The sequence below is a fragment of the Streptococcus sanguinis genome, from assembly GCF_003943735.1.
Lineage (GTDB): Bacteria > Bacillota > Bacilli > Lactobacillales > Streptococcaceae > Streptococcus > Streptococcus sanguinis_E.
In genome coordinates this window covers 17,325-36,528 of record NZ_RJMV01000015.1, presented here as the reverse complement: position 1 = coordinate 36,528, position 19,204 = coordinate 17,325, and the positions used below count along the sequence as shown (strand labels likewise).

Below are 19,204 nucleotides of genomic sequence, written 5' to 3'. Positions count from 1 at the left end.
CTCCTCTTCTATTACATAAGAGACCTCATTTTCTTTGTAAAACCAGCATCTGTCACGGCGAGCACTTTTCTGGCCTTGCCAATGGCAGAGCTTAATTCCAGTGTTGAAAACACGGTTGATACTTCTACTTGGTAGTAACGACTTTTATCAGTGATTTTCTTGCTGAGATTAGGAGCTGCATCCTGGGCCAAAAAGACCAGATGTGCTTTTCCCTCCTGGATGGCCTTGACGGTTAGCTCCTCACCAGAAATGATGCGGCCAGCCCGCTGAGCCAGTCCCAGCAAATTTGCAAGTTTCTCTTTATTCAAGACCTAACTCTCTTCTTTTGACCTTATGATCGACATAAGCGATTAACTCATCATAGAAAGCCTCATCCACTTCCATACTGAAGCTGCGGTTAAAGACCCGCTTCTTCTTGGCTTGAAGAGCTTCCTGATTATCCAGCTTGATATAGGCTCCACGTCCGTTGGCCTTGCCTGTCGGATCGATAAAGACTTGACCTTCCTTGTTCTTGACAATCCGCAATAAATCGCGCTTGTCAATCACTTCATTGGACACCACTGATTTTCTTAAAGGGATTTTTCTTGTTTTTGCCATTCCAGCCCCCTTAATCTAGTTCTTCAGCTTCGCTTTCTAACCCAGCTGTTTCCAGTACAGTTTCCTCTGCAGCTGCGTCAAAGTCTGTTGCTGAAAAATCTGTCTCTAGAACATCTACATCTGCAAGAATTTCTTCTGCTTCCTGAGCAAATCCGCCCAGTTCATTGGCTGCTTCCATTTCTTCAAACTCAGTGGCAGACTTGATATCAATTCTAAAGCCTGTCAAATGAGCTGCCAAGCGAACGTTCTGTCCGCGACGGCCGATAGCCAGAGAAAGCTTGCTGTCCGGTACGACAACCAAGGCCCGCTTGTTATCTTCTTGATTAAAGATAACCTGGTCAACCTCTGCAGGAGCAATAGCGTTGTAGATAAACTCAGCTGGATCTGCTACCCACTCGATGACGTCGATATTTTCTTCAGTCGGTACCATACGGCCGCTCTTGGGATCATATTTGGCAGGATGGAACTTGCTCGTGATCTTCTTGATGTTAGCTCCACCGCGTCCGACGATAGTTCCGATAGCATCCACGTTAGGATTATGGCTGCGAACCGCTACCTTGGTCCGATCACCCGCTTCACGTGACACGCTCATGATTTCCACAGTTCCATCATACACTTCTGGAATTTCCTGCTCCATCAAACGCTTGATCATCTCTGGATGGCTGCGGCTAACAAAGACATTGACACCGCGAGGATTGTCTTCTACCTTGTATACAAAAACTTCGATACGATCGTGAGAGGCAAAGACCTCACCAGGAATCTGGTCTTGTTTCGATAGCTGCGCTTCAATGCTACCTAGATTGACGTAGATAAAGCGATTGTCAAAGCGCTCCACCGTTCCTGACATGATTTCATTTTCATGTTCTTTATAGGTATTGTAAGTGATTGCTCGGGTCTGCTTGCGCATCTTTTCCATGATGGTTTGCTTGGCAGATTGAGCAGCGACTCGGCCAAATTCAGCTGGCGCTTCTTCAAACTTGATCTTATCTCCCAATTCATAGGCTGAACTGATAGCCAAGGCATCTTTGAGACTGATTTCCAAACGGCTGTCAAAGACCTCGTCCACGACTTCGCGAACAGTATAGACACGGAAATCTCCTGACTTTTCGTCAAACTCAATGGCCGCGCTGTCTGCCTGACCATAGCGACGACGATAGGCTGAGCGGAGTGACTCGGTCACTGCGTCAATGATATCTTCTTTCTTGATTCCTTTGTCTTCTTCCAAAATGCGGAAGGCCTCTAGCATTTCTTTACTCATTTTTATATGACTTTTGCCGAAACAAAAGTGTTCCTTTCTTTTCTATATTGCTTCTGCGGCTAAAACTTAACGGCTAATCTGGCTTTGGAAACCAGACTGTAGGGAATTTCGACTTCTTTTCTGCGAGTCTTGTCCAGATATTCCATGTGCAGAACATCCTCTTCAAAGCTCAGCAAGGTGCCTTCAAAGACTTTCTGCTTGTCAACAGCCTTATAGAGACTGACATGGATATAACTGCCGACTGCATCGGCTAGCTGTTCCTTGGTCTTGAGCGGACGCTCCAAGCCTGGACTGGTCACTTCCAGAAAATACTGTTCCGGGAAAGGATCTGGCTTGATTTGATCCAAGAGCGGACTGATAATATCCGTCAAATCCGCTGTATCATTGACCGTAATACCTTCAGGCTTATCTACAAAGACACTGAGAACGTAGTCCCCGCCCATCTTTCCGTACTCAATATCGACTAATTCATAAGGGGCCAAAATGGCTGGCTCAATAACCTCCCTCACCAATTCAACAATTGTTGCGATATGACGACACCTCCTCACAGATAAGAGGCGAAGATACTTCCTCGCCTCTCTTTCCTTATTCATTACTAGTATTATAGCACGACAAGTCCCAGAATGCAAGGGAAATATGCTGTGCAAGCTTTTAAAGACAAAATGCCACTTAAAACACTCTTATTTTAAAGTAAAATTCTTTCTTAATAATAAAGTCTTCAAGGAGGATTTCCTCGAAGACTCTTTCTTATTCAAATGCTGCTTCCACCCGGTAGATAACTTGTCCTTTGTTAGCAAATTTCTGCTCATACTCGGTCAGGACATTATCCTCGAAGTCGCTGGCATGCAAATCCAACCACACGCCCTTTAACTTCATACCATACTGTGAAAAGCTTACTAGGCTATACTCAAAAAAACCGCGGTTGTCCGTTTTGAAGTGGATTTCTCCATTTTCTGGAAGAATCTGCTGATAGGTCGCCAGAAAGGACTGATAGGTCAGACGGCGCTTTTCATGACGTTTTTTGGGCCAAGGATCCGAGAAGTTCAGATAGAGGCGGTCAATCTCGCCCTCTTCAAAATAATCAGTCAAATCCGAACCATCCACCCAGAGTAGCTTGATATTGGGCACATCCGTTGCCAGCACCTTATCTAAAGCATAGCTGAGGACCGATTTCTGGATATCAATCCCGATGTAGTTGATCTCAGGATTGGCCTTAGCCATACCGGACACAAAAGCTCCTTTGCCGCTGCCAACCTCTATATGAATGGGATGATCATTACCAAAAATCTCCTGCCATCTACCCTTGGCGTCTGCTGGATTTAAAATCACATACTGGGGATGCGCTTCTAGCAGTTCCGTCGCTCCCTTACGATTCCTTACTCTCATTGTCCTCTTCCGTATTTGGAACGGAAGTTTCGTAATGCGTAAATCTCCCGGTTCACATTTTCTAAATCATTGTTTTCATAGTATTTAGCAATCTGCATCAGATAAGAATACTGTCCAAACCAGTATAGCTTATTGAAAACTGTCTGATTATACTTATAACCATAGGCGCTCAGCCACTCTTGCCAACCTGAATCAGGCACATAATGGCTCAAAATATGAGCTACATCCATCATCCTGTCTGTCAGGCGCACAGAATCCCAATCCACCAAGTAAATGAGCCCGCTGTCGGTCTCTACCCAGTTGCTGTGGCGCACATCTCCGTGAACGATGGTCGCATAATCCTCACGAAAGGCTGGTACTGTCTGGCGTAGGTCGCGGATAACTGATTGCAGATATTGATTATTCCTCAAAGCAAGCGGCACTTGATTGAGCCAAGCATTCAGCAAATCAGTCGGCGTTTCCAAAGTATAGCCCAGCTTGGTCAGCTGCGTCATCAATGGGCGCGAGCGATGCAGCCGTGTCAAAATATTGATTACTTGCTTTTTGGACATATCATTTGGGGTCAGAATAGTGCCTGAAAGCCACTCCTGCCCGCTCATAACATTGCCGTCCGGCATCCGGCGGCTCCACAAAAGCTGCGGTGCGATTTGTTCTCGAGCTAAGCCTGCTAAGATAGGGGTTGTATTCATCTTGACGAAAACGCGCCCCCCGTCCGGATAAGTCCCCATATAGGCCTTTCCGCTCTTACCAGCTATCGGTGTCAGGGTCAGCTCGTTATCAACCAAGTCCATGTTTCCCCTCCGTAAAAAGTTTCTTTATCATTTTACTAGTTTTACCTCTTTTAGTCAACCAATCTCCGTAACTTAAACGGCAGATAGAACAGATAGAGTAGGGCAGTCGCTCCCAGCATGGCCAGCACTGCTGTCTTGTCTTGGAAAAATAGCAGAGCAGTCAGCACTTCAGCCAAGAGAACACTGCCGCCAATCGAAGTGATAATTTGTCTTGCTCCCTTCAGCTTTTCCCCTCTTTCTATTGGAAAAAGTTGGGTTAAAAACTGATAATCAAAAGCTTCGTATAAGGCCGTCAGCTGGAAGAGCAAGAGGTAATTGAATAATACCGCAAAAGCTGCAGCAATCCAAGCTTGAGTGACAAAAATCAAGGCCAAAAGAGCTAGAAAGAGCAGTCTTAAGGTCAGAGCAAAGAAGTCTCCATTTCGCAAATAAGAGCGCAAAAAGAGATTCTGCCAGGTTTTGCTATGCTGCTTGCCCACAAGTCTCGTCAAACCATCCAGATAGGCTCGGCGCTTGACACTGTTTGAAATGCCTTTAACATTGGTAAAGAGAGCAAAGAAGCGCAGAATCGTCTGCTTTCGGGCTGCTTCATAAGCCACCAGCGCTTGCCAATCTATGCCATTTTCAGTAAAGAACTTCTTGGCCTTAGCCTGAAACAAAAACCATTTCAAGACCAGCATGAAGAGGCAGTAGAGCCCAAAGCCCCATATAGGCAATCCCAGAGCCAGAAAAAGCGGAGCTAACAGTAGCAATAACCCAGTCTGTAAGACTGCATACAAGAGATAGGAACGTAGAATCTGAGCCTTGATAAAAGCTCTGACTTCTGCTTCTCTGACCAAGAGAAAGAGAGCATCCGGCTTTTCCAGATAGGTCGCAATCCGTCCAAAAGGCAGGATAAAGACCGATAGAATAACTAGACTGGCAATAATGGGTAGGTGATTGGTCGGAAAGTGCCGCAAAAGCTGACTGTACTGAACACCTAAAAATCCCATAAAAATCAGCAGAAAGAGCACAAAATGGTCATTAAAAACATAGCGCAGGTATTTCAGACATTGCTGACGAAAATCCTGCTTTCGTTTGGCAAATAATTCTTTCATAGCGCTGCCTCTTCTGTCAGGGCTAGATAGATGTCATTCAGACTAGCATCCGGCATTTGAAATTGAGCACGCAACTCAGTCAAGCTGCCCTTGGCCCTCACTTGACCCTTGTGCAGAATTACAAAACTATCGCACATCTTCTCGGCAGAGTCCAGAACATGGGTGCTCATCAGAATGGACTTGCCCTTCTTCTTTTCCTCATCCAAGAGCTGGATAAGGTCTGCAATAGCTACCGGATCCAGACCCAAAAAAGGCTCATCCACAATAAAAAGGCTGGGATCAACTACAAAAGCACAGATAATCATCACTTTTTGTTTCATCCCTTTTGAAAAGTGAACAGGGAACCAATCCAGTTTTTCCTTAAGTCGGAACATTTCCAGTAGCTTATCCACGCGCTTAAAAGCTGTCTCCTGCTCAATGTCGTAAGCCATAGCTACCGTCTCAATGTGCTCGCGCAGGGTCAATTCTTCGTAGAGACTAGGCGTTTCCGGAATAAAACCGATCTTCTTGCGGTAATCACTGGGATTGGTCCGCAGCTCCAACCCATCAATTTGAATCTGTCCCTTATAAGGCGTCAAAAGACCAATAATCTCATTGATAGTCGTAGACTTGCCCGCACCGTTGAGACCAATCAGACCAACCAGCTGGCCATTGCCCACTTCAAAGCTGACATCCTTTAAAACCGGGATATTAACATAGCCGCCCGTAAGCTCTTTGATTTCTAACATATTTTCTCCGAATTCTGGTATAATGGTTCTTATATTATAACAAAATCTAGCGAATAGAGGTACCATTTATGGCTGATTGTATTTTTTGTAAAATTATTGCTGGAGAAATCCCTTCTTCTAAAGTCTATGAAGACGAGAAGGTCCTTGCTTTTCTGGATATTTCCCAGGTAACACCAGGTCATACCTTGGTTGTCCCTAAAGAGCATTTCCGAAATGTGCTGGATATGGATACTGACAGCACCTGTCAGCTCTTCGCTCGCGTACCTGACATTGCCCGTAAGGTGATGAAAGCCACAGGCGCAGCTGGTATGAATATCATCAACAACAACGAAGAAATTGCTGGACAGACTGTCTTTCATACCCATGTGCATTTGGCACCACGCTACAGTGATGCAGATGATCTCAAAATTACTTTCGCAGCCCACGAACCAGACTTCCCAGCTCTGGCCGAATTAGCTGAGAAGATTGCGCAAGCTTAAGGAGGGAATATGAAACTGTCAAATATTTTCCTATTTATTGGTGCTGCAGTAGCCAGCTACAAGCTAGTTGAAAACCGTCAAAAAATCCAAGAAGAAATCATTGAAACAACAGATAGCCTAGACAAAGTAAAGGACAGTCTAGCCAGTATTCAACGAAATATTGCCATCATTCAAGAGCAAAAAGAGCAAGTCAAAGACATGGCTCAAGATCTTACTTATAAATATAAAGTCCTTGAAAACCAAGCTCAGGTGCAGATCCAGCAAATCAAAGACATCTGGGAAAAGTACGAGTCTTGATAGAGAAAAGGTGTATGATAGGGGAACAATAATTCCAATCAGCCACTGCGTCAAGAGCTTTCCGTCATAACCAAAAGAGACCAAGACATTTTGTCCCGGCCTCTTTTTATATTTAACTTTTTACTCTGTAGTCGCATTGACTACTGGCTGACTTTGTGGGGCGCTGACACTGACATCTGCCGCTGGGGCGGAGGAAGCTGCTGGAGCAACTGGAGTCGTATTCGTAGTTCCAACTGTTGTATCTGTCGACGGATAAGAGTAATTCTCATAACTATTATTATAAGTAGGCTGACTATAAGAATTCTGGTAATTGCTATAGCTTTCTGTGCTACTAGCTGTACTACTGCTATTGCTGCTTCTTAGACTGTTGCCACCCATAATATCTTCATAGAGAACAGCATTGGTCTTCAGACTCTTAACTGTGTCCAAGCCCAGAGACTTGCGGATTAGATTCTGCATGCTCAGCAGATGCTCTGACGTCACCAGCTGATAGCTTCCACCATCAGGCAAGGTCGCATCTTCTCCACGCAGCTGTTCAGACTTGATGTTCTTAAAGGCATCCTGATAGCCTAGCAATTGTGGAATGCTTTTTGAATCAAGTGCGATATTGGTCTGCATGTTGCTGCTGACAGCTTTTAAAATAGCCTGATAATGACTGACACTGTTGAGGCTGAGAACTTTTTCAACCACTTTCTTAATTACTTCACGTTGACGATTTTGGCGGCCATAGTCACCCTCTGGATCCTGATAGCGCATGCGAGCATAGACCAGCGCCTGATCACCATTGATAGTTTGCTTGCCTGGCTCAACCTTAGCAGTATACTCAGGCTCATTATCCTCAATAGAAATTGGGAAGTCAAAGGTATTATTAACCTCAATACCACCTACTGCGTCTACTAGCTGAACCAAGCCCTGCATATTGATCATCACATAGCGGTCGATGTGGATGTTCATCAAGCCCTCAATAGTCGAAATGGCTAACTCTGCTCCGCCTGTCGCATAGGCTGCATTCAGCTTGGCTTCAACTGTCTGACCGTTCTCATCAATCTGAGTCAGAATATCACGTTCCAAACTCATCATGACCGTTTTCTTGGTCTTGGGATTGACACTCAGGAGAATCATGGTATCGCTGTTCCCGACCCAAGTATCCTCGCGGGAGCCGCTCCCTGTATCTACACCCATCAGCAAGATAGTCATAGGCTTAGTCGCAGAAATGACATCTGTCTCATTTCCCAAGCCCTTATAAGTCTTGGACAGTTCATCTGTCGACTGACCATAAATCGTCCATGCATAAGTACCGATACCAGCTGTCGTTACAACAAGGAGGCTGAGAAACATCATTATAATCTTTTTAAACATATCTTTTTTAGTCTATCAGTTTACCCATCAGGTAAACATCAAGAAATATCCCTTCTTTTAAATAGGCTCCTCTTTTTTGTAAGCCTTCAATTTCAAATCCTAAATCTTTATAAAGGTGAACTGCTCGTTCATTTCTAACCTGAACGCTCAATTCCAAACGTCTAATAACTTGAGAATCTTCTGCCCAAGTCAGTGCCTCTTCCAGCAATATGCGTCCCAGTCCTTGATTCCAGAAAGCTTTCCTCACTACAACAAAGACTTGACCAATATGGCGAATTCGCTCATGGAAATCAGCTGTGATGCTGACAAGGCCAGCAATCTCACCATTTAAAAGCGCCAACAGATAAAGCTGATTACTAGAAGCAGCCTGATGCTCAATGAATGAAGCCATCTCCTCTTGATTCATCAAAATTCCAGCTTCATCCAGTGTCATATAATCTGACTCAGACCCAACCTGATTGAGGAAGGCAATCAGCTCAGCAGCATCTGTTTTTTCTGCTTCACGCAAGCATAATTCATATTCAGTCATTCTGCAGTCCCTCAAGCAGCTCTTGGGCTCGTGTTCCTTTGGCTTCAAAAACCAATTCACGCCCGTCTTCCTTTTTCAAGAGGCTTAATTTGAGATAGTCTTCAGGCAGATTTTCTCCCAGCAGCTCCCCCCATTCAATGACCGTCACACCCTCCCCGAAGAGAAAGTCATCCAAATCAATGGAATCTGGATCGTCTCCGATGCGGTAGACATCCAGATGATAGAGCGGCAAGCGCCCCTCGTATTCCCGAACAATGGTATAGGTTGGACTTTTAATCATCTGACTGATGCCTAAACCTAGAGCCAGACCCTTAGTAAAGGTTGTCTTCCCTGCTCCTAAATCTCCCGTTAAAACCAGTACATCCCCTGCCCGAAGCAATTTGCCCAGACGCTGACCCCACTGGATTAATTCTTCCTCATTATGACTAAACATTCTCTTATTATACCAGAAAAAATTTTTTTCTGCTTAATTTTGCAAAAGAAAAATCAGCTACTAAAAGCCGATTTTTTATACTGAAAATATAGCCTATTTCTATATAAAGGGTACTAAACTCAAGGAAATCCAGCAATGTTTAGACCTAATTTAAAGCCAGATTAACGAAATTCAAAATAAAGAGAAGATCCAAAATCCAAATCATAGAATGTACATCCTTGGCTTGACCTTTGAAGATTTTGACCAAAGTGTAGGTGATAAACCCAGCTGCTATCCCGTGAGTGATAGAATAGGCAAATCCCATAAAAATAGAAGTAAAGAAAGCTGGAATAGCCTCCGCCATATCATCCCAATGGATATTTTTCAGACTAGCCAGCATCATAATCCCCACGATAATGAGAATCGGTGCAGTTGCAGCATTAGGAACAATAGCCAAGAGTGGGCTAAAGAAGCTTGACACCGCAAAGCAGATGGCTACGACCAAGGCGGTCAGACCTGTTCGGCCTCCAGCTCCGATACCAGCTGCAGACTCCACATAAGTCGTCACGTTAGAGGTTCCAGCAATGGCGCCAATAGAAGTTCCGATGAGATCCGAGTAAAGCGCCTTATCCAAACCTTCTGATTCATGGTTTTCCCCAGAAGTCGCCACAATCCCGACCTTTTCGCCTGTACCGATTAAGGTACCAATGGTATCAAAAATATCTGTCAAGGAGAAAGCCAGAATGGCCATACATGTCTGAGGCCAGCGAGCCGAATCTGCTAAGAGGGCACCCAGACCTTTCGGACCTACTGCCACCCCAAAAATCTGCCCCAGTTCACTAACAGCAGTGCCAATGTTATTCTGCCCAAAGTCAATGGCTGACAAATCAACCAAGCCAACCAGAATAGCTACCACTGTCGTTACTAGGATGGATAGGATAACACCACCCTTGATATTTTTCACGATAAAGAAGATTGTGATGGCCAAACCGACCAGGGCTACTAGGACCGCTGGATTGTTAAAGTCTACCAGACCTGGAGTTGCTGCTGAATTAGCCGTAATAGCCGCTGCAGCCTTATCTGCTCCCTTGCCAGCTACTGTATAATTGCCCGGATCGATTGAAAACTTGAGCAAGCCGGCATTTTTAATACCTACATAAGCCAGAAATACTCCGATCCCAGCTGAAATAGCTGCGCGCAAGGAGCCAGGAATTGACTCGATGATCATCTTACGCACCTTGGTCAGAGTGATAATGAGCGAAATAATTCCGCAGATAAAGACCATAGCCAAGGCTTCCTGCCAAGTGTAGCCCAAGGCAAAGACGACCGTAAAAGTGAAAAAGGCATTCAACCCCATACCCGGCGCCTGCGCATAAGGCAGGTTGGCAAAGAAGGCCATCATCAAGGTGCCGGCAACAGCCCCGATAATCGTAGCTAGAAAAACACCCTGCTTAGGCATACCTGTCTGAGCCAACATAGCCGGATTGACAAATAAAATGTAGGACATGGCAAAGAAAGTCGTCAGACCAGCCAAAACTTCTGTCCGGACATCTGTCCCTTTTTCGGTCAGTTTGAAAAATTTATCCATTTTTCAATAAATCTCCTTTTGAGTAAAATTTCTAACATCTAGTTCAATAACAAATAAAAACATATTGAATTTCGTTTATTTGCGAACGATATTTTAAATTATAATAAAAAACATTCACTTTTTCAAGGTGAATGTCTCACTGTTCTTATTTTTTATTATCTTTCATCAGAAACACCAAACTCATAAACTGCAAAAAAGTAAAACCAAGAATGAAAGGCAGACGATCAGGCTGCAAAGTTTGCAAAAGCTTCTGTATAACCAGCTGTGGATGAAGTAATAAATCCCAGCTATTGAGGCGATCATAACGTCCTATGTAGATAGCCAGACTGGACACAGCCGACAAAGCTGCTGTCAGCAACAAGTCCAAATACCAGTTAAGCTTCCAGCCTTCCTTGATGACATACCAGCTCTCCATACCACAGAAAATACCGAACAAAATACTAGAGACAAAAGCTAAAAAGAGCAGGAAAACACTTGGCTTACTCAGAACATCTGCCACCCAAGTCATATGAATCAAATCGGTAATCATATAGAAAGTGTTGGGGAAGAAAAGCAACCACAGCAAGAAAAGAAGAGGATAAGCCCATTTCTGTTTCTTGAATAAAAGTGTCGAGACTGCTACATCATAGCTGATTAAGGCCAAGGTCATATTCCAGATGAGATAGGTCGGACCGCCATTTAGAGATTGGATATAGATAAAAAAGGCAATCATCAGAAAAAGAGCATGAATCATGATCGGTTTACGCATACGAAAAGCTCCTCCTTGGTGTGTCATAATTGTGACTGATTAGAGCACCATTATAACATAAGTCGTGTTATTTACACTGAATTCTGTTATAATAGTCTGTATTATCACTGAAAAGAGACTCACATGACAAAAAAAGTAATCGCTGTGGACTTGGACGGAACCTTGCTGGACTCTAATAGCAATCTGTCTGATTTCACCAAAGAAACCATCAAAAAAATTTCCCAAAAGGGCCACAAGGTTATTATCACAACAGGCCGGCCTTACCGCATGGCTTTGAAATATTATAAAGAATTAGAGCTCAATACGCCCATGATCAACTTCAATGGCTCTCTGACTCACATTCCAGAAAAGAAATGGGATTTTGAAAAATCGCTGACGCTGGACAAGTCCTTTCTGCTGGATATGGTTAAGCGTAGGGATGAGATTGAAGCGGATTTCATTGCCGGCGAATACCGCAATAAATTCTATATCACCAATCCCAATGAAGAAATCGCTGATCCCAAGCTCTTTGGCATCGATGCTTTCAAACCTGAAAACCAGTTTCAAGCCAATCTTGTAACGGAGAATCCTAACGCCATTCTCCTGCAGACGCGAGCAGCTGACAAATATGCTTTGGCAGAAGAAATGAATGCTTTTTACCAGCATGAACTTTCTATCAACTCTTGGGGCGGCCCACTCAACATCCTCGAGTGTGCTCCCAAAGGTGTCAATAAGGCCTTTGCCCTTCAGTACCTGCTTAATGTTCTCAATGTAGACCGTAAAAATCTGATTGCCTTTGGAGATGAGCAAAATGATACTGAGATGCTGTCCTTTGCTGGCACTGGCTATGCCATGAAAAATGCCAATACTGACCTTCTTCCATACGCCGACCAGCAATTGTCTTTGACCAATGACCAAGATGGCGTCGCCCACGAGCTCAACAAACTCTTTTTATAAAAGTAGACAATTAGGCAAACTCTGTTCGAGAGTTCGTCTTTTTCTTTTTTGTCTTCTCACGACCTCTATCAGGTTCAAAAAGCTTTAAACATAGGAGCTTATCAGCTATGTCAGAATATTAGAGTGAATTCACTCTTAGATTTGTAAGCGTTTGCCATTTGTTTGAGTTTGTAATGTAATTAACATAATCAAAAACTAAATAACAGGAGGAAACTACTTATGAAAGCAGTTGTTGTAAATCCAGAGGGAACTAATGTCCAACTCGTTGAAAATAAAGAAATGCGTCCGCTTGAAACAGGGGAAGCTCTCGTTGATATCGAATACTGTGGTGTCTGCCATACTGATTTGCATGTCGCACATGGTGACTTTGGTAAGGTACCGGGTCGCGTTCTTGGCATGAAGGTATCGGTATTGTCAAAGAAATCGCTCCAGATGTAAAAAGTCTCAAGGTCGGAGACCGCATCAGTGTTGCCTGGTTCTTTGAAGGCTGCGGCGCTTGTGAATACTGTACAACTGGCCGCGAAACCCTTTGCCGTACAGTAAAAAATGCTGGTTATTCCGTTGATGGTGGGATGGCAGAGCAATGTATCGTAACAGCTGATTATGCAGTCAAAGTTCCAGAAGGACTAGATCCTGTCCAAGCTTCTTCTATCACCTGTGCCGGCGTAACTACCTATAAGGCAATCAAAGAAGCCCAGCTGCAGCCAGGCCAATGGACAGTTATTTTTGGAGCAGGTGGTTTGGGTAACCTAGCGGTTCAATATGCCAAGAAAGTCTTTAATGCCCATGTAGTCGCTGTTGATATAAACAATGACAAGCTCGCTCTGGCCAAAGAAGTTGGTGCTGATATCGTCATCAACGGTCATGAAGTTGATGATGTCGCTGCTCTTATCCAAGAAAAAACTGGCGGTGCGCATTCTGCAGTAGTAACAGCCGTTTCTAAAGTTGCCTTCAACCAAGCTGTTGACTCTGTTCGTGCTGGCGGTCGGGTAGTTGCCGTTGGATTACCATCTGAAATGATGGATATCAGCATTGTCAAAACCGTTTTAGATGGTATCCAAGTCATCGGTTCCCTCGTTGGTACTCGCAAGGACTTGGAAGAAGCCTTCCAGTTTGGCGCTGAAGGATTAGTGGTTCCTGTCGTTCAAAAACGCCCTGTTTCAGATGCTGTGGATGTCTTTGACGAAATGGAAGCGGGTACCATTCAGGGACGTATGGTACTTGACTTCACACACTAATGCTTTAAAGCATGTCAGTCCCAACATTTACCAAACTCTTGGAAACTTATGATGGACAGACTTGATATTATTTAGAAACTTTTGCCATTACAGAGGGAGACTAAAGACATAAGATGCGATTTTTTGTCTTTGGTCCTCCTCTTTCTTTTTTGATAAATAAACACTTTCTCAAACAAAAGTCTCTTCCGTCATTTCAAAAGTCTCTTTCATATTATTTCAACGTTTTTCATATATTAATCTATTGTATTTTCTGTTTTCCTAATTTATTAAAACATTTCTATAGCTAAGGTTTGCTTATACCTATATTTATCAGGGGTTCAGCAAATACTGACTTTTTTGAAAGAAAAAGTCGTTTTTAGGAACAAACGCTTGCATTTTTCATGAAAACGTTTTATAATAAACTTGCCTTAAAGTTTTCTTAAAACTTAAGTCAAACATTTTATAAGGAGGAATGTCAATAATGAGTATCGGAATCATTATTGCTAGCCACGGTGAATTTGCTGCTGGTATTCATCAATCAGGTTCTATGATTTTCGGTGAGCAGGAAAAAGTACAAGTTGTTACTTTTATGCCCAACGAAGGACCAGATGATCTCTATGCAAAGTTCAATGACGCTGTGGCTTCGTTTGATGCGGACGATGAAGTGTTGGTCTTGGCTGACCTTTGGAGTGGCTCTCCATTCAACCAAGCTAGCCGTGTCATGGGTGAAAATCCAGACCGCAAGTTCGCTATCATTACAGGCTTGAACCTGCCTATGCTGATTCAAGCTTATACAGAAAGGATGATGGATGCCACCGCCGGCGTTGAAGCTGTAGTGGCCAATATCATCAAAGAAGCCAAGGAAGGAGTCAAAGCTCTGCCTGAAGAGCTGAACCCTGCTGCTGAAGAAGCAAATGCTCCTGCTACAGCTGCTCCAGTTGCCCAAGCAGCAATCCCTGAAGGGACTGTAATCGGTGACGGCAAGCTTAAAATCAACCTTGCCCGGATCGACACACGCTTGCTGCACGGTCAGGTAGCAACAGCTTGGACACCAGATTCAAAAGCAGATCGTATTATCGTTGCTTCTGACTCAGTTGCTCAAGACGAACTTCGTAAAGAATTGATTAAGCAAGCTGCACCAGGTAATGTCAAAGCAAATGTTGTTCCAATCGACAAATTGATTGCTGTTTCAAAAGACCCTCGCTTTGGCAACACACATGCCTTGATTCTATTTGAAACTCCTCAAGATGCCCTCCGCGCTATTGAAGGCGGTGTGCCAATCAAGACACTTAATGTCGGTTCTATGGCTCACTCAACTGGTAAAACAATGGTCAACAACGTACTGTCAATGGACAAGGAAGACGTTGCTACTTATGAAAAGCTGCGTGACCTTGGCGTTGAATTCGACGTACGTAAAGTACCAAATGACTCTAAAAAAGATTTGTTTGATTTGATTAAGAAAGCCAACGTGCAGTAGAATCAAACGTTTTGCTTTTATTAATTTACGAAAGGATTTAGAACATGTCTATTATTTCTATGGTTTTAGTAGTCTTTGTTGCCTTCTTAGCTGGGCTAGAAGGTATCTTGGACCAATTCCAATTCCACCAACCGCTGGTTGCTTGTACCTTGATTGGACTGGTAACTGGTAATTTGGCTGCTGGTGTTATGCTGGGTGGCTCTCTCCAGCTGATCGCTCTTGGCTGGGCTAATATCGGAGCTGCTGTAGCACCTGATGCCGCCCTCGCTTCTGTTGCCGCTGCCATCATCATGGTACTGGGTGGAGACTTCTCAAGCAAAGGAATCGCTGTAGCACAAGGTGTTGCTATTCCACTTGCTGTTGCTGGTCTCTTCTTGACTATGATTGTCCGCACTTTGTCAGTCGGTTTGGTTCACGGTGCAGATGCTGCTGCGAAAAAAGGAGACATTAAAGGAGTTGAACGCGCTCACTTTATCGCTCTCTTCATGCAAGGAGCACGTATTGCTATCCCGGCAGCACTTCTTTTGATGATTCCTGCTGAGTCTGTTAAATCTGCTCTTGAAGCTATGCCAGCTTGGCTATCAGAAGGGATGCAAATCGGTGGTGGTATGGTCGTAGCCGTTGGTTATGCCATGGTTATCAACATGATGGCAACTCGTGAAGTATGGCCATTCTTCGCTATTGGTTTTGCTTTGGCTGCTGTCAGCGAACTCACTCTGATTGCCCTCGGTGCAATTGGTGTCGCTATTGCCCTCATCTACCTTGCCTTGTCTAAAAAAGGCGGAAATGGTGGCGGTGGAGCAACAGCTTCATCTAACGATCCAATCGGCGACATCCTAGAAGACTACTAAGAAAGGAGATACACTATCATGACAGAATTAAATACTGTAAAACCTGATGAGTCAGGAAAATTGACTCTTTCAAAGGCTGACCGTCAAAAAGTTTGGTGGCGTTCTACTTTCTTGCAAGGTTCTTGGAACTACGAACGTATGCAAAACTTGGGCTGGGCTTATTCACTAATTCCAGCTATTAAGAAACTTTATACTAAAAAAGAAGATCAAGCTGCTGCTCTTGAGCGTCACTTGGAATTCTTCAACACTCACCCATATGTTGCAGCTCCAATCATCGGAGTTACACTTGCGCTTGAAGAAGAAAAAGCAAATGGTGCAGCAATTGACGATGCGGCTATCCAAGGGGTTAAAATCGGTATGATGGGACCTCTGGCTGGTATCGGAGACCCTGTCTTCTGGTTCACAGTTCGTCCTATCCTTGGTGCACTTGGGGCATCTCTTGCTTTGACTGGAAATATCATTGGTCCACTTATCTTCTTCTTAGCTTGGAATGCTATCCGGATGGCTTTCCTCTGGTACACACAAGAATTGGGCTACAAGGCTGGTTCTGAAATCACTAAGGACATGTCTGGTGGTATCCTTCAAGACATTACCAAAGGTGCTTCAATCCTAGGTATGTTTATCTTGGCTGTTCTGGTTGAGCGCTGGGTATCTATTAAGTTTGTCTTTAACGTTTCATCTGTTAAGCTAGATGATAAAGCATATATCCATTGGGACAAATTGTCTAGTGGCTATAAAGGTATCCAAGAAGCCTTTGCTCAAGTAGGTCAAGGACTATCTCAAACCCCTGAAAAAGTTACAACTTTCCAACAAAACTTGGATTCCTTGATTCCTGGTTTGATGGGACTGCTTCTAACTTTCGCTTGTATGTGGTTGCTTAAGAAGAAAGTATCCCCTATCACTATCATCATCGCCCTCTTTGTAGTTGGTGTACTAGCTCACGTTGCTGGTTTGATGTAATCAAAAAGAAGGTTTCGGCCTTCTTTTTATTGTGGTATAATAGCTATATTATCTAAAAGGGAGTTACTCTATGGCACAGTCACAAAACAAAACAGTTGAGTTTAATACTACTGGCGTATCCTATCTTGGATTAGGCGGAAAGGTTGGGAAATTTTTAATCGGCGAGACTGCTCTGGAGTTTTACGCTGATGCCAATGTAGAAGATTATATCCAGCTGCCTTGGACTAGCATCACTGCTATCGGTGCTAATGTTTCTGGCAAGAAAGTCAGCCGCCACTTTGAAATCTGGACTGATAAAGGAAAGTTCCTCTTTGCCTCCAAAGACTCTGGTAAGATTCTCAAAATTGCGCGGGAGCATATTGGTAATGACAAGGTCGTTAGATTGCCGACTCTGTTACAAAAAATTGCTGGAATCTTTAAGAAGAAAAAATAAGGTTGAAAAAGTTTCAACCTTATTTTTTATATTTTCGACTAAGATAAAAGCTGCTTGTATCAGCAAGATGGAGCTAGCACAAAAAATTGGAAAGTGAAACAATCTAAGAATGCACTATTTCAGCCCCTTGAAATGATAGGGTGGGGTAAGCTAACATTATCAACGCAAGACCGCATCATTAGATTTTTAAAAAGTATAAACATCAGCTAAATTTTTCTCGAAAGTCCATGTCTTAACACCTTCAACATCACGGGCATCTAGTTGTTTAAATCCGTTCTTTTTGTAAAAACGACAGTTGCTTTCTGTATGAGTAATCAAAGTAAGCCTCTGGCATTTCTCTTCTTTGGCAAGCAGCTCAAGTCCCTTTGAGATAAAAAGACCGCCAACTCCCTGTCCTTGATAATCAGGCAGCACACCCAGCAGTTCAAGATATAGAGTTGAAACACCCCTTTTCTTAGCTTCTTTGCTCCCCTCCCCAAAGACTTTTTGAAAGGCTAAAAGCTGGGGAATATATTGCCACATCCTCCATGCTCCTGCCTGCAAAAAGGAAAGTATACCGACAGGATGGCTACCGAGCTTATGAATAGTAGCGACCGCCATAAGACGCCCGTCCACTTCAGCAAGCAGGCAAATATGATGACGCATCGCCGCCTTAACCATAACTGCATGCAATCTATTTAGAAAATCAATATAAGACCAGCTGCTGCCAAAGAGAGGACGGAATTTTTCTCTGTAGACCTCATGCTCCGCAAAAGCAGCAGTTAAAACCGAGACCGCAGCAGCAAGATCCCTTTCATCTGCTCTTCTAAAACGAATCATGATAGCTACCTCCTCAAATCTTTTCTGCTAATTTTTCTAAAAAAGCTTGACGTTTTTCAGCTGTAGACTGAGAAATATTCCCGAAATTCAACCAACGGCGCTGTCTAGCACCGATAGACTTAAAGGCATGGCCCAACATGGCTTTCTTGACGACATCACCACAGAAATATTTAAGATAGAAGGTCGGTGCTGCAGAGGTAGTAATAGCCAATACCTCTTTAATATTGGTCAAACGACCAACTAACTGGCGAGTCTTCGTCTCCTCGTAAATCTTATTTTTCAAAAAGACCTTATCTTCAAAGCCCTTGACAATAGCTGGCATATCCGCCCACCAGATAGGAAAAATCATGATAAGGCGGTCACAGGACGCAAGAGCTTCCTGATATTTTAAAACCAGCGGGTCTAGTGCCTGACCTTTATTAAAAAGCGCTAGCTCTTCCTTGGTATAGACAGGATTAAAACCATCCTCATAGAGATCGATCAGTTCATAGGTCTGACCTTTCTTCTCCAACAAGTCCTGAACCTGCTCTAAAATAGCATGGTTAAAGCTTTTATCATAGGGATGTGCATAAACAATGAGATTTTTACTCATATTTGTAACCTCCTAGTAAATCATTGAACATTGAGCGATAGACTTCCTCATCAAAAGGCTCCAAGCCTTTGGCAATAAAATGCCCATAGCCTGTGATGAAGGTGTCCAGCTTGAGCAAGAGAATCTTTTTCTCTTTCTGACTCTCAATAGGCAGCCTATCCAGATAAGCCACTGTCTTATTCCCGATTTCCAGAAGCTCACCTTTCCGGTAAGCCTCTATCGCCACAGGACTGAAAAAGAGAAAATCCATCATCCGGCTGTTGGACTCATATTCCGAAAAAAGAAAGAGTCCTATTTGCCAAATGCAATCCAAAGGATCAGATACTCCGTCAAGATACTGCTCCTCTAAACGTCTAAGCTGGCTCTGGTTTTCCAAAAGACAGACCTGATAGTAAAGATCCTCCTTGTTTTCAAAAGCCTTGTAAAAAGCACCAGTCGTAACCCCCAGCAAAGATGCCAGTTTCCTCAGAGGGATATTCTGATAGCCATATTCTCTGATAAGCTGGCTTGCCTTCTCAATCATACGGTCGCGCGTTGTTTGTTTTACCATAAGAACTCCTTTAGATAACGACGTTACCTTTATCTAAAGATAACACAGTTATCTTTTTCTGTCAAGATTTTTCCTATCCTAGGATTTACATTTTCCGGAA

The 19,204-nt window shown here is 43.5% G+C and carries 23 protein-coding genes and 1 pseudogene; 8 read left to right on the top strand and 16 right to left on the bottom strand.

Annotation, left to right across the window (positions count from 1 at the left end):
• Window positions 1-11 precede the first annotated feature (11 nt).
• The 8 genes from D8877_RS11355 to D8877_RS11320 all read right to left on the bottom strand — a co-directional run bounded on the left by D8877_RS11355 (window position 12) and on the right by D8877_RS11320 (window position 5,857).
• Entirely contained in the window at window positions 12-308 is a 297-nt protein-coding gene (locus tag D8877_RS11355) for a YlxQ-related RNA-binding protein (protein ID WP_002893557.1), read from the bottom strand.
• Entirely contained in the window at window positions 301-597 is a 297-nt protein-coding gene (rnpM, locus tag D8877_RS11350; protein ID WP_002893558.1) for an RNase P modulator RnpM, read from the bottom strand. Before rnpM ends, D8877_RS11355 begins: the two co-directional genes overlap by 8 nt.
• A 10-nt stretch (window positions 598-607) precedes the next feature.
• Window positions 608-1,855 (bottom strand): transcription termination factor NusA, encoded by a 1,248-nt coding sequence (gene nusA, locus D8877_RS11345; protein ID WP_312023231.1) that lies wholly within the window; start codon window positions 1,853-1,855, stop codon window positions 608-610.
• Between the two features lie 59 nt (window positions 1,856-1,914).
• Window positions 1,915-2,403: a ribosome maturation factor RimP gene (gene rimP / locus D8877_RS11340; protein WP_032908080.1), complete on the bottom strand. Its 489-nt coding sequence runs from the start codon at window positions 2,401-2,403 to the stop codon at window positions 1,915-1,917.
• Between the two features lie 199 nt (window positions 2,404-2,602).
• Entirely contained in the window at window positions 2,603-3,241 is a 639-nt protein-coding gene (gene trmB / locus D8877_RS11335) for a tRNA (guanosine(46)-N7)-methyltransferase TrmB (RefSeq protein WP_125341589.1), read from the bottom strand.
• Window positions 3,238-4,032: a cell cycle regulator CcrZ gene (gene ccrZ, locus D8877_RS11330; RefSeq protein ID WP_002893562.1), complete on the bottom strand. Its 795-nt coding sequence runs from the start codon at window positions 4,030-4,032 to the stop codon at window positions 3,238-3,240. The genes trmB and ccrZ overlap by 4 nt, the downstream gene beginning before the upstream one ends.
• Before the next feature lie 50 nt (window positions 4,033-4,082).
• On the bottom strand, window positions 4,083-5,129 hold the full coding sequence (locus tag D8877_RS11325; RefSeq protein WP_125341588.1) for an ABC transporter permease: 1,047 nt from the start codon (window positions 5,127-5,129) through the stop codon (window positions 4,083-4,085).
• Entirely contained in the window at window positions 5,126-5,857 is a 732-nt protein-coding gene (locus D8877_RS11320; protein ID WP_032911853.1) for an ABC transporter ATP-binding protein, read from the bottom strand. The genes D8877_RS11325 and D8877_RS11320 overlap by 4 nt, the downstream gene beginning before the upstream one ends.
• A 68-nt stretch (window positions 5,858-5,925) precedes the next feature.
• On the opposite strand from D8877_RS11320, the gene D8877_RS11315 reads away from it, so the two are divergent.
• Together D8877_RS11315 and D8877_RS11310 are read left to right on the top strand one after the other, a co-directional pair.
• Window positions 5,926-6,336, top strand: a complete 411-nt coding sequence (locus tag D8877_RS11315) for an HIT family protein (RefSeq protein ID WP_125341587.1) — start codon at window positions 5,926-5,928, stop codon at window positions 6,334-6,336.
• Window positions 6,337-6,345: 9 nt separating this feature from the next.
• Complete coding sequence (locus D8877_RS11310; RefSeq protein WP_125341586.1) at window positions 6,346-6,633, top strand: hypothetical protein; 288 nt, start codon at window positions 6,346-6,348, stop codon at window positions 6,631-6,633.
• Between the two features lie 120 nt (window positions 6,634-6,753).
• On the opposite strand, the gene lytR is transcribed toward D8877_RS11310, so the two are convergent.
• From lytR to D8877_RS11285, 5 genes are all read right to left on the bottom strand, one after another.
• Window positions 6,754-7,992: a glycopolymer--peptidoglycan transferase LytR gene (lytR, locus tag D8877_RS11305; protein WP_125341585.1), complete on the bottom strand. Its 1,239-nt coding sequence runs from the start codon at window positions 7,990-7,992 to the stop codon at window positions 6,754-6,756.
• Between the two features lie 7 nt (window positions 7,993-7,999).
• Window positions 8,000-8,521, bottom strand: a complete 522-nt coding sequence (locus D8877_RS11300; protein ID WP_125341584.1) for a GNAT family N-acetyltransferase — start codon at window positions 8,519-8,521, stop codon at window positions 8,000-8,002.
• Window positions 8,514-8,954 (bottom strand): tRNA (adenosine(37)-N6)-threonylcarbamoyltransferase complex ATPase subunit type 1 TsaE, encoded by a 441-nt coding sequence (gene tsaE / locus D8877_RS11295; RefSeq protein ID WP_125341583.1) that lies wholly within the window; start codon window positions 8,952-8,954, stop codon window positions 8,514-8,516. The genes D8877_RS11300 and tsaE overlap by 8 nt, the downstream gene beginning before the upstream one ends.
• Before the next feature lie 145 nt (window positions 8,955-9,099).
• Window positions 9,100-10,521 (bottom strand): NCS2 family permease, encoded by a 1,422-nt coding sequence (locus D8877_RS11290; protein WP_002908917.1) that lies wholly within the window; start codon window positions 10,519-10,521, stop codon window positions 9,100-9,102.
• A 145-nt stretch (window positions 10,522-10,666) separates the two neighbouring features.
• A complete protein-coding gene (locus D8877_RS11285; protein WP_080979545.1) occupies window positions 10,667-11,296 on the bottom strand; it encodes a DUF1361 domain-containing protein in 630 nt (209 codons plus the stop codon).
• Window positions 11,297-11,392: 96 nt separating this feature from the next.
• On the opposite strand from D8877_RS11285, the gene D8877_RS11280 reads away from it, so the two are divergent.
• The 6 genes and pseudogenes from D8877_RS11280 (at window position 11,393) to D8877_RS11255 (ending at window position 17,143) form a co-directional block, all read left to right on the top strand.
• Window positions 11,393-12,205, top strand: coding sequence for a Cof-type HAD-IIB family hydrolase (locus D8877_RS11280; protein WP_002901352.1), 813 nt, complete (start codon window positions 11,393-11,395; stop codon window positions 12,203-12,205).
• A 219-nt stretch (window positions 12,206-12,424) separates the two neighbouring features.
• A pseudogene (adhP, locus tag D8877_RS11275) lies at window positions 12,425-13,443 on the top strand (alcohol dehydrogenase AdhP).
• A 460-nt stretch (window positions 13,444-13,903) separates the two neighbouring features.
• The gene (locus D8877_RS11270; protein ID WP_185760220.1) at window positions 13,904-14,899 is read left to right on the top strand and encodes a PTS sugar transporter subunit IIB; all 996 of its coding nucleotides are present in this window, start codon (window positions 13,904-13,906) and stop codon (window positions 14,897-14,899) included.
• A 44-nt stretch (window positions 14,900-14,943) separates the two neighbouring features.
• A complete protein-coding gene (locus tag D8877_RS11265) occupies window positions 14,944-15,750 on the top strand; it encodes a PTS mannose/fructose/sorbose transporter subunit IIC (protein ID WP_002893578.1) in 807 nt (268 codons plus the stop codon).
• 18 nt (window positions 15,751-15,768) lie between these two features.
• Complete coding sequence (locus tag D8877_RS11260; RefSeq protein WP_002893579.1) at window positions 15,769-16,710, top strand: PTS system mannose/fructose/sorbose family transporter subunit IID; 942 nt, start codon at window positions 15,769-15,771, stop codon at window positions 16,708-16,710.
• Between the two features lie 70 nt (window positions 16,711-16,780).
• Complete coding sequence (locus D8877_RS11255) at window positions 16,781-17,143, top strand: DUF956 family protein (RefSeq protein WP_002908911.1); 363 nt, start codon at window positions 16,781-16,783, stop codon at window positions 17,141-17,143.
• Window positions 17,144-17,329: 186 nt separating this feature from the next.
• On the opposite strand, the gene D8877_RS11245 is transcribed toward D8877_RS11255, so the two are convergent.
• Genes D8877_RS11245 through D8877_RS11235 form a run of 3 tightly spaced genes read right to left on the bottom strand, consistent with a single transcriptional unit; the run spans window position 17,330 to window position 19,104 of the window.
• Complete coding sequence (locus D8877_RS11245; RefSeq protein ID WP_125341580.1) at window positions 17,330-17,962, bottom strand: GNAT family N-acetyltransferase; 633 nt, start codon at window positions 17,960-17,962, stop codon at window positions 17,330-17,332.
• 13 nt (window positions 17,963-17,975) lie between these two features.
• A complete protein-coding gene (locus D8877_RS11240) occupies window positions 17,976-18,554 on the bottom strand; it encodes an NAD(P)H-dependent oxidoreductase (RefSeq protein WP_002923321.1) in 579 nt (192 codons plus the stop codon).
• The gene (locus D8877_RS11235; protein ID WP_002923320.1) at window positions 18,547-19,104 is read right to left on the bottom strand and encodes a TetR/AcrR family transcriptional regulator; all 558 of its coding nucleotides are present in this window, start codon (window positions 19,102-19,104) and stop codon (window positions 18,547-18,549) included. Before D8877_RS11235 ends, D8877_RS11240 begins: the two co-directional genes overlap by 8 nt.
• Window positions 19,105-19,204: the final 100 nt, after the last annotated feature.

Coding starts and splice junctions, on each gene's coding strand:
- rnpM (WP_002893558.1), bottom strand. CDS start 597: ATGGCAAAAACAAGAAAAATCCCTTTAAGAAAATCAGTGGTGTCCAAT.
- nusA (WP_312023231.1), bottom strand. CDS start 1,855: ATGAGTAAAGAAATGCTAGAGGCCTTCCGCATTTTGGAAGAAGACAAA.
- trmB (WP_125341589.1), bottom strand. CDS start 3,241: ATGAGAGTAAGGAATCGTAAGGGAGCGACGGAACTGCTAGAAGCGCAT.
- ccrZ (WP_002893562.1), bottom strand. CDS start 4,032: ATGGACTTGGTTGATAACGAGCTGACCCTGACACCGATAGCTGGTAAG.
- D8877_RS11325 (WP_125341588.1), bottom strand. CDS start 5,129: ATGAAAGAATTATTTGCCAAACGAAAGCAGGATTTTCGTCAGCAATGT.
- D8877_RS11320 (WP_032911853.1), bottom strand. CDS start 5,857: ATGTTAGAAATCAAAGAGCTTACGGGCGGCTATGTTAATATCCCGGTT.
- D8877_RS11315 (WP_125341587.1), top strand. CDS start 5,926: ATGGCTGATTGTATTTTTTGTAAAATTATTGCTGGAGAAATCCCTTCT.
- D8877_RS11310 (WP_125341586.1), top strand. CDS start 6,346: ATGAAACTGTCAAATATTTTCCTATTTATTGGTGCTGCAGTAGCCAGC.
- lytR (WP_125341585.1), bottom strand. CDS start 7,992: ATGTTTAAAAAGATTATAATGATGTTTCTCAGCCTCCTTGTTGTAACG.
- D8877_RS11300 (WP_125341584.1), bottom strand. CDS start 8,521: ATGACTGAATATGAATTATGCTTGCGTGAAGCAGAAAAAACAGATGCT.
- tsaE (WP_125341583.1), bottom strand. CDS start 8,954: ATGTTTAGTCATAATGAGGAAGAATTAATCCAGTGGGGTCAGCGTCTG.
- D8877_RS11290 (WP_002908917.1), bottom strand. CDS start 10,521: ATGGATAAATTTTTCAAACTGACCGAAAAAGGGACAGATGTCCGGACA.
- D8877_RS11285 (WP_080979545.1), bottom strand. CDS start 11,296: ATGACACACCAAGGAGGAGCTTTTCGTATGCGTAAACCGATCATGATT.
- D8877_RS11280 (WP_002901352.1), top strand. CDS start 11,393: ATGACAAAAAAAGTAATCGCTGTGGACTTGGACGGAACCTTGCTGGAC.
- D8877_RS11270 (WP_185760220.1), top strand. CDS start 13,904: ATGAGTATCGGAATCATTATTGCTAGCCACGGTGAATTTGCTGCTGGT.
- D8877_RS11265 (WP_002893578.1), top strand. CDS start 14,944: ATGTCTATTATTTCTATGGTTTTAGTAGTCTTTGTTGCCTTCTTAGCT.
- D8877_RS11260 (WP_002893579.1), top strand. CDS start 15,769: ATGACAGAATTAAATACTGTAAAACCTGATGAGTCAGGAAAATTGACT.
- D8877_RS11255 (WP_002908911.1), top strand. CDS start 16,781: ATGGCACAGTCACAAAACAAAACAGTTGAGTTTAATACTACTGGCGTA.
- D8877_RS11245 (WP_125341580.1), bottom strand. CDS start 17,962: ATGATTCGTTTTAGAAGAGCAGATGAAAGGGATCTTGCTGCTGCGGTC.
- D8877_RS11240 (WP_002923321.1), bottom strand. CDS start 18,554: ATGAGTAAAAATCTCATTGTTTATGCACATCCCTATGATAAAAGCTTT.
- D8877_RS11235 (WP_002923320.1), bottom strand. CDS start 19,104: ATGGTAAAACAAACAACGCGCGACCGTATGATTGAGAAGGCAAGCCAG.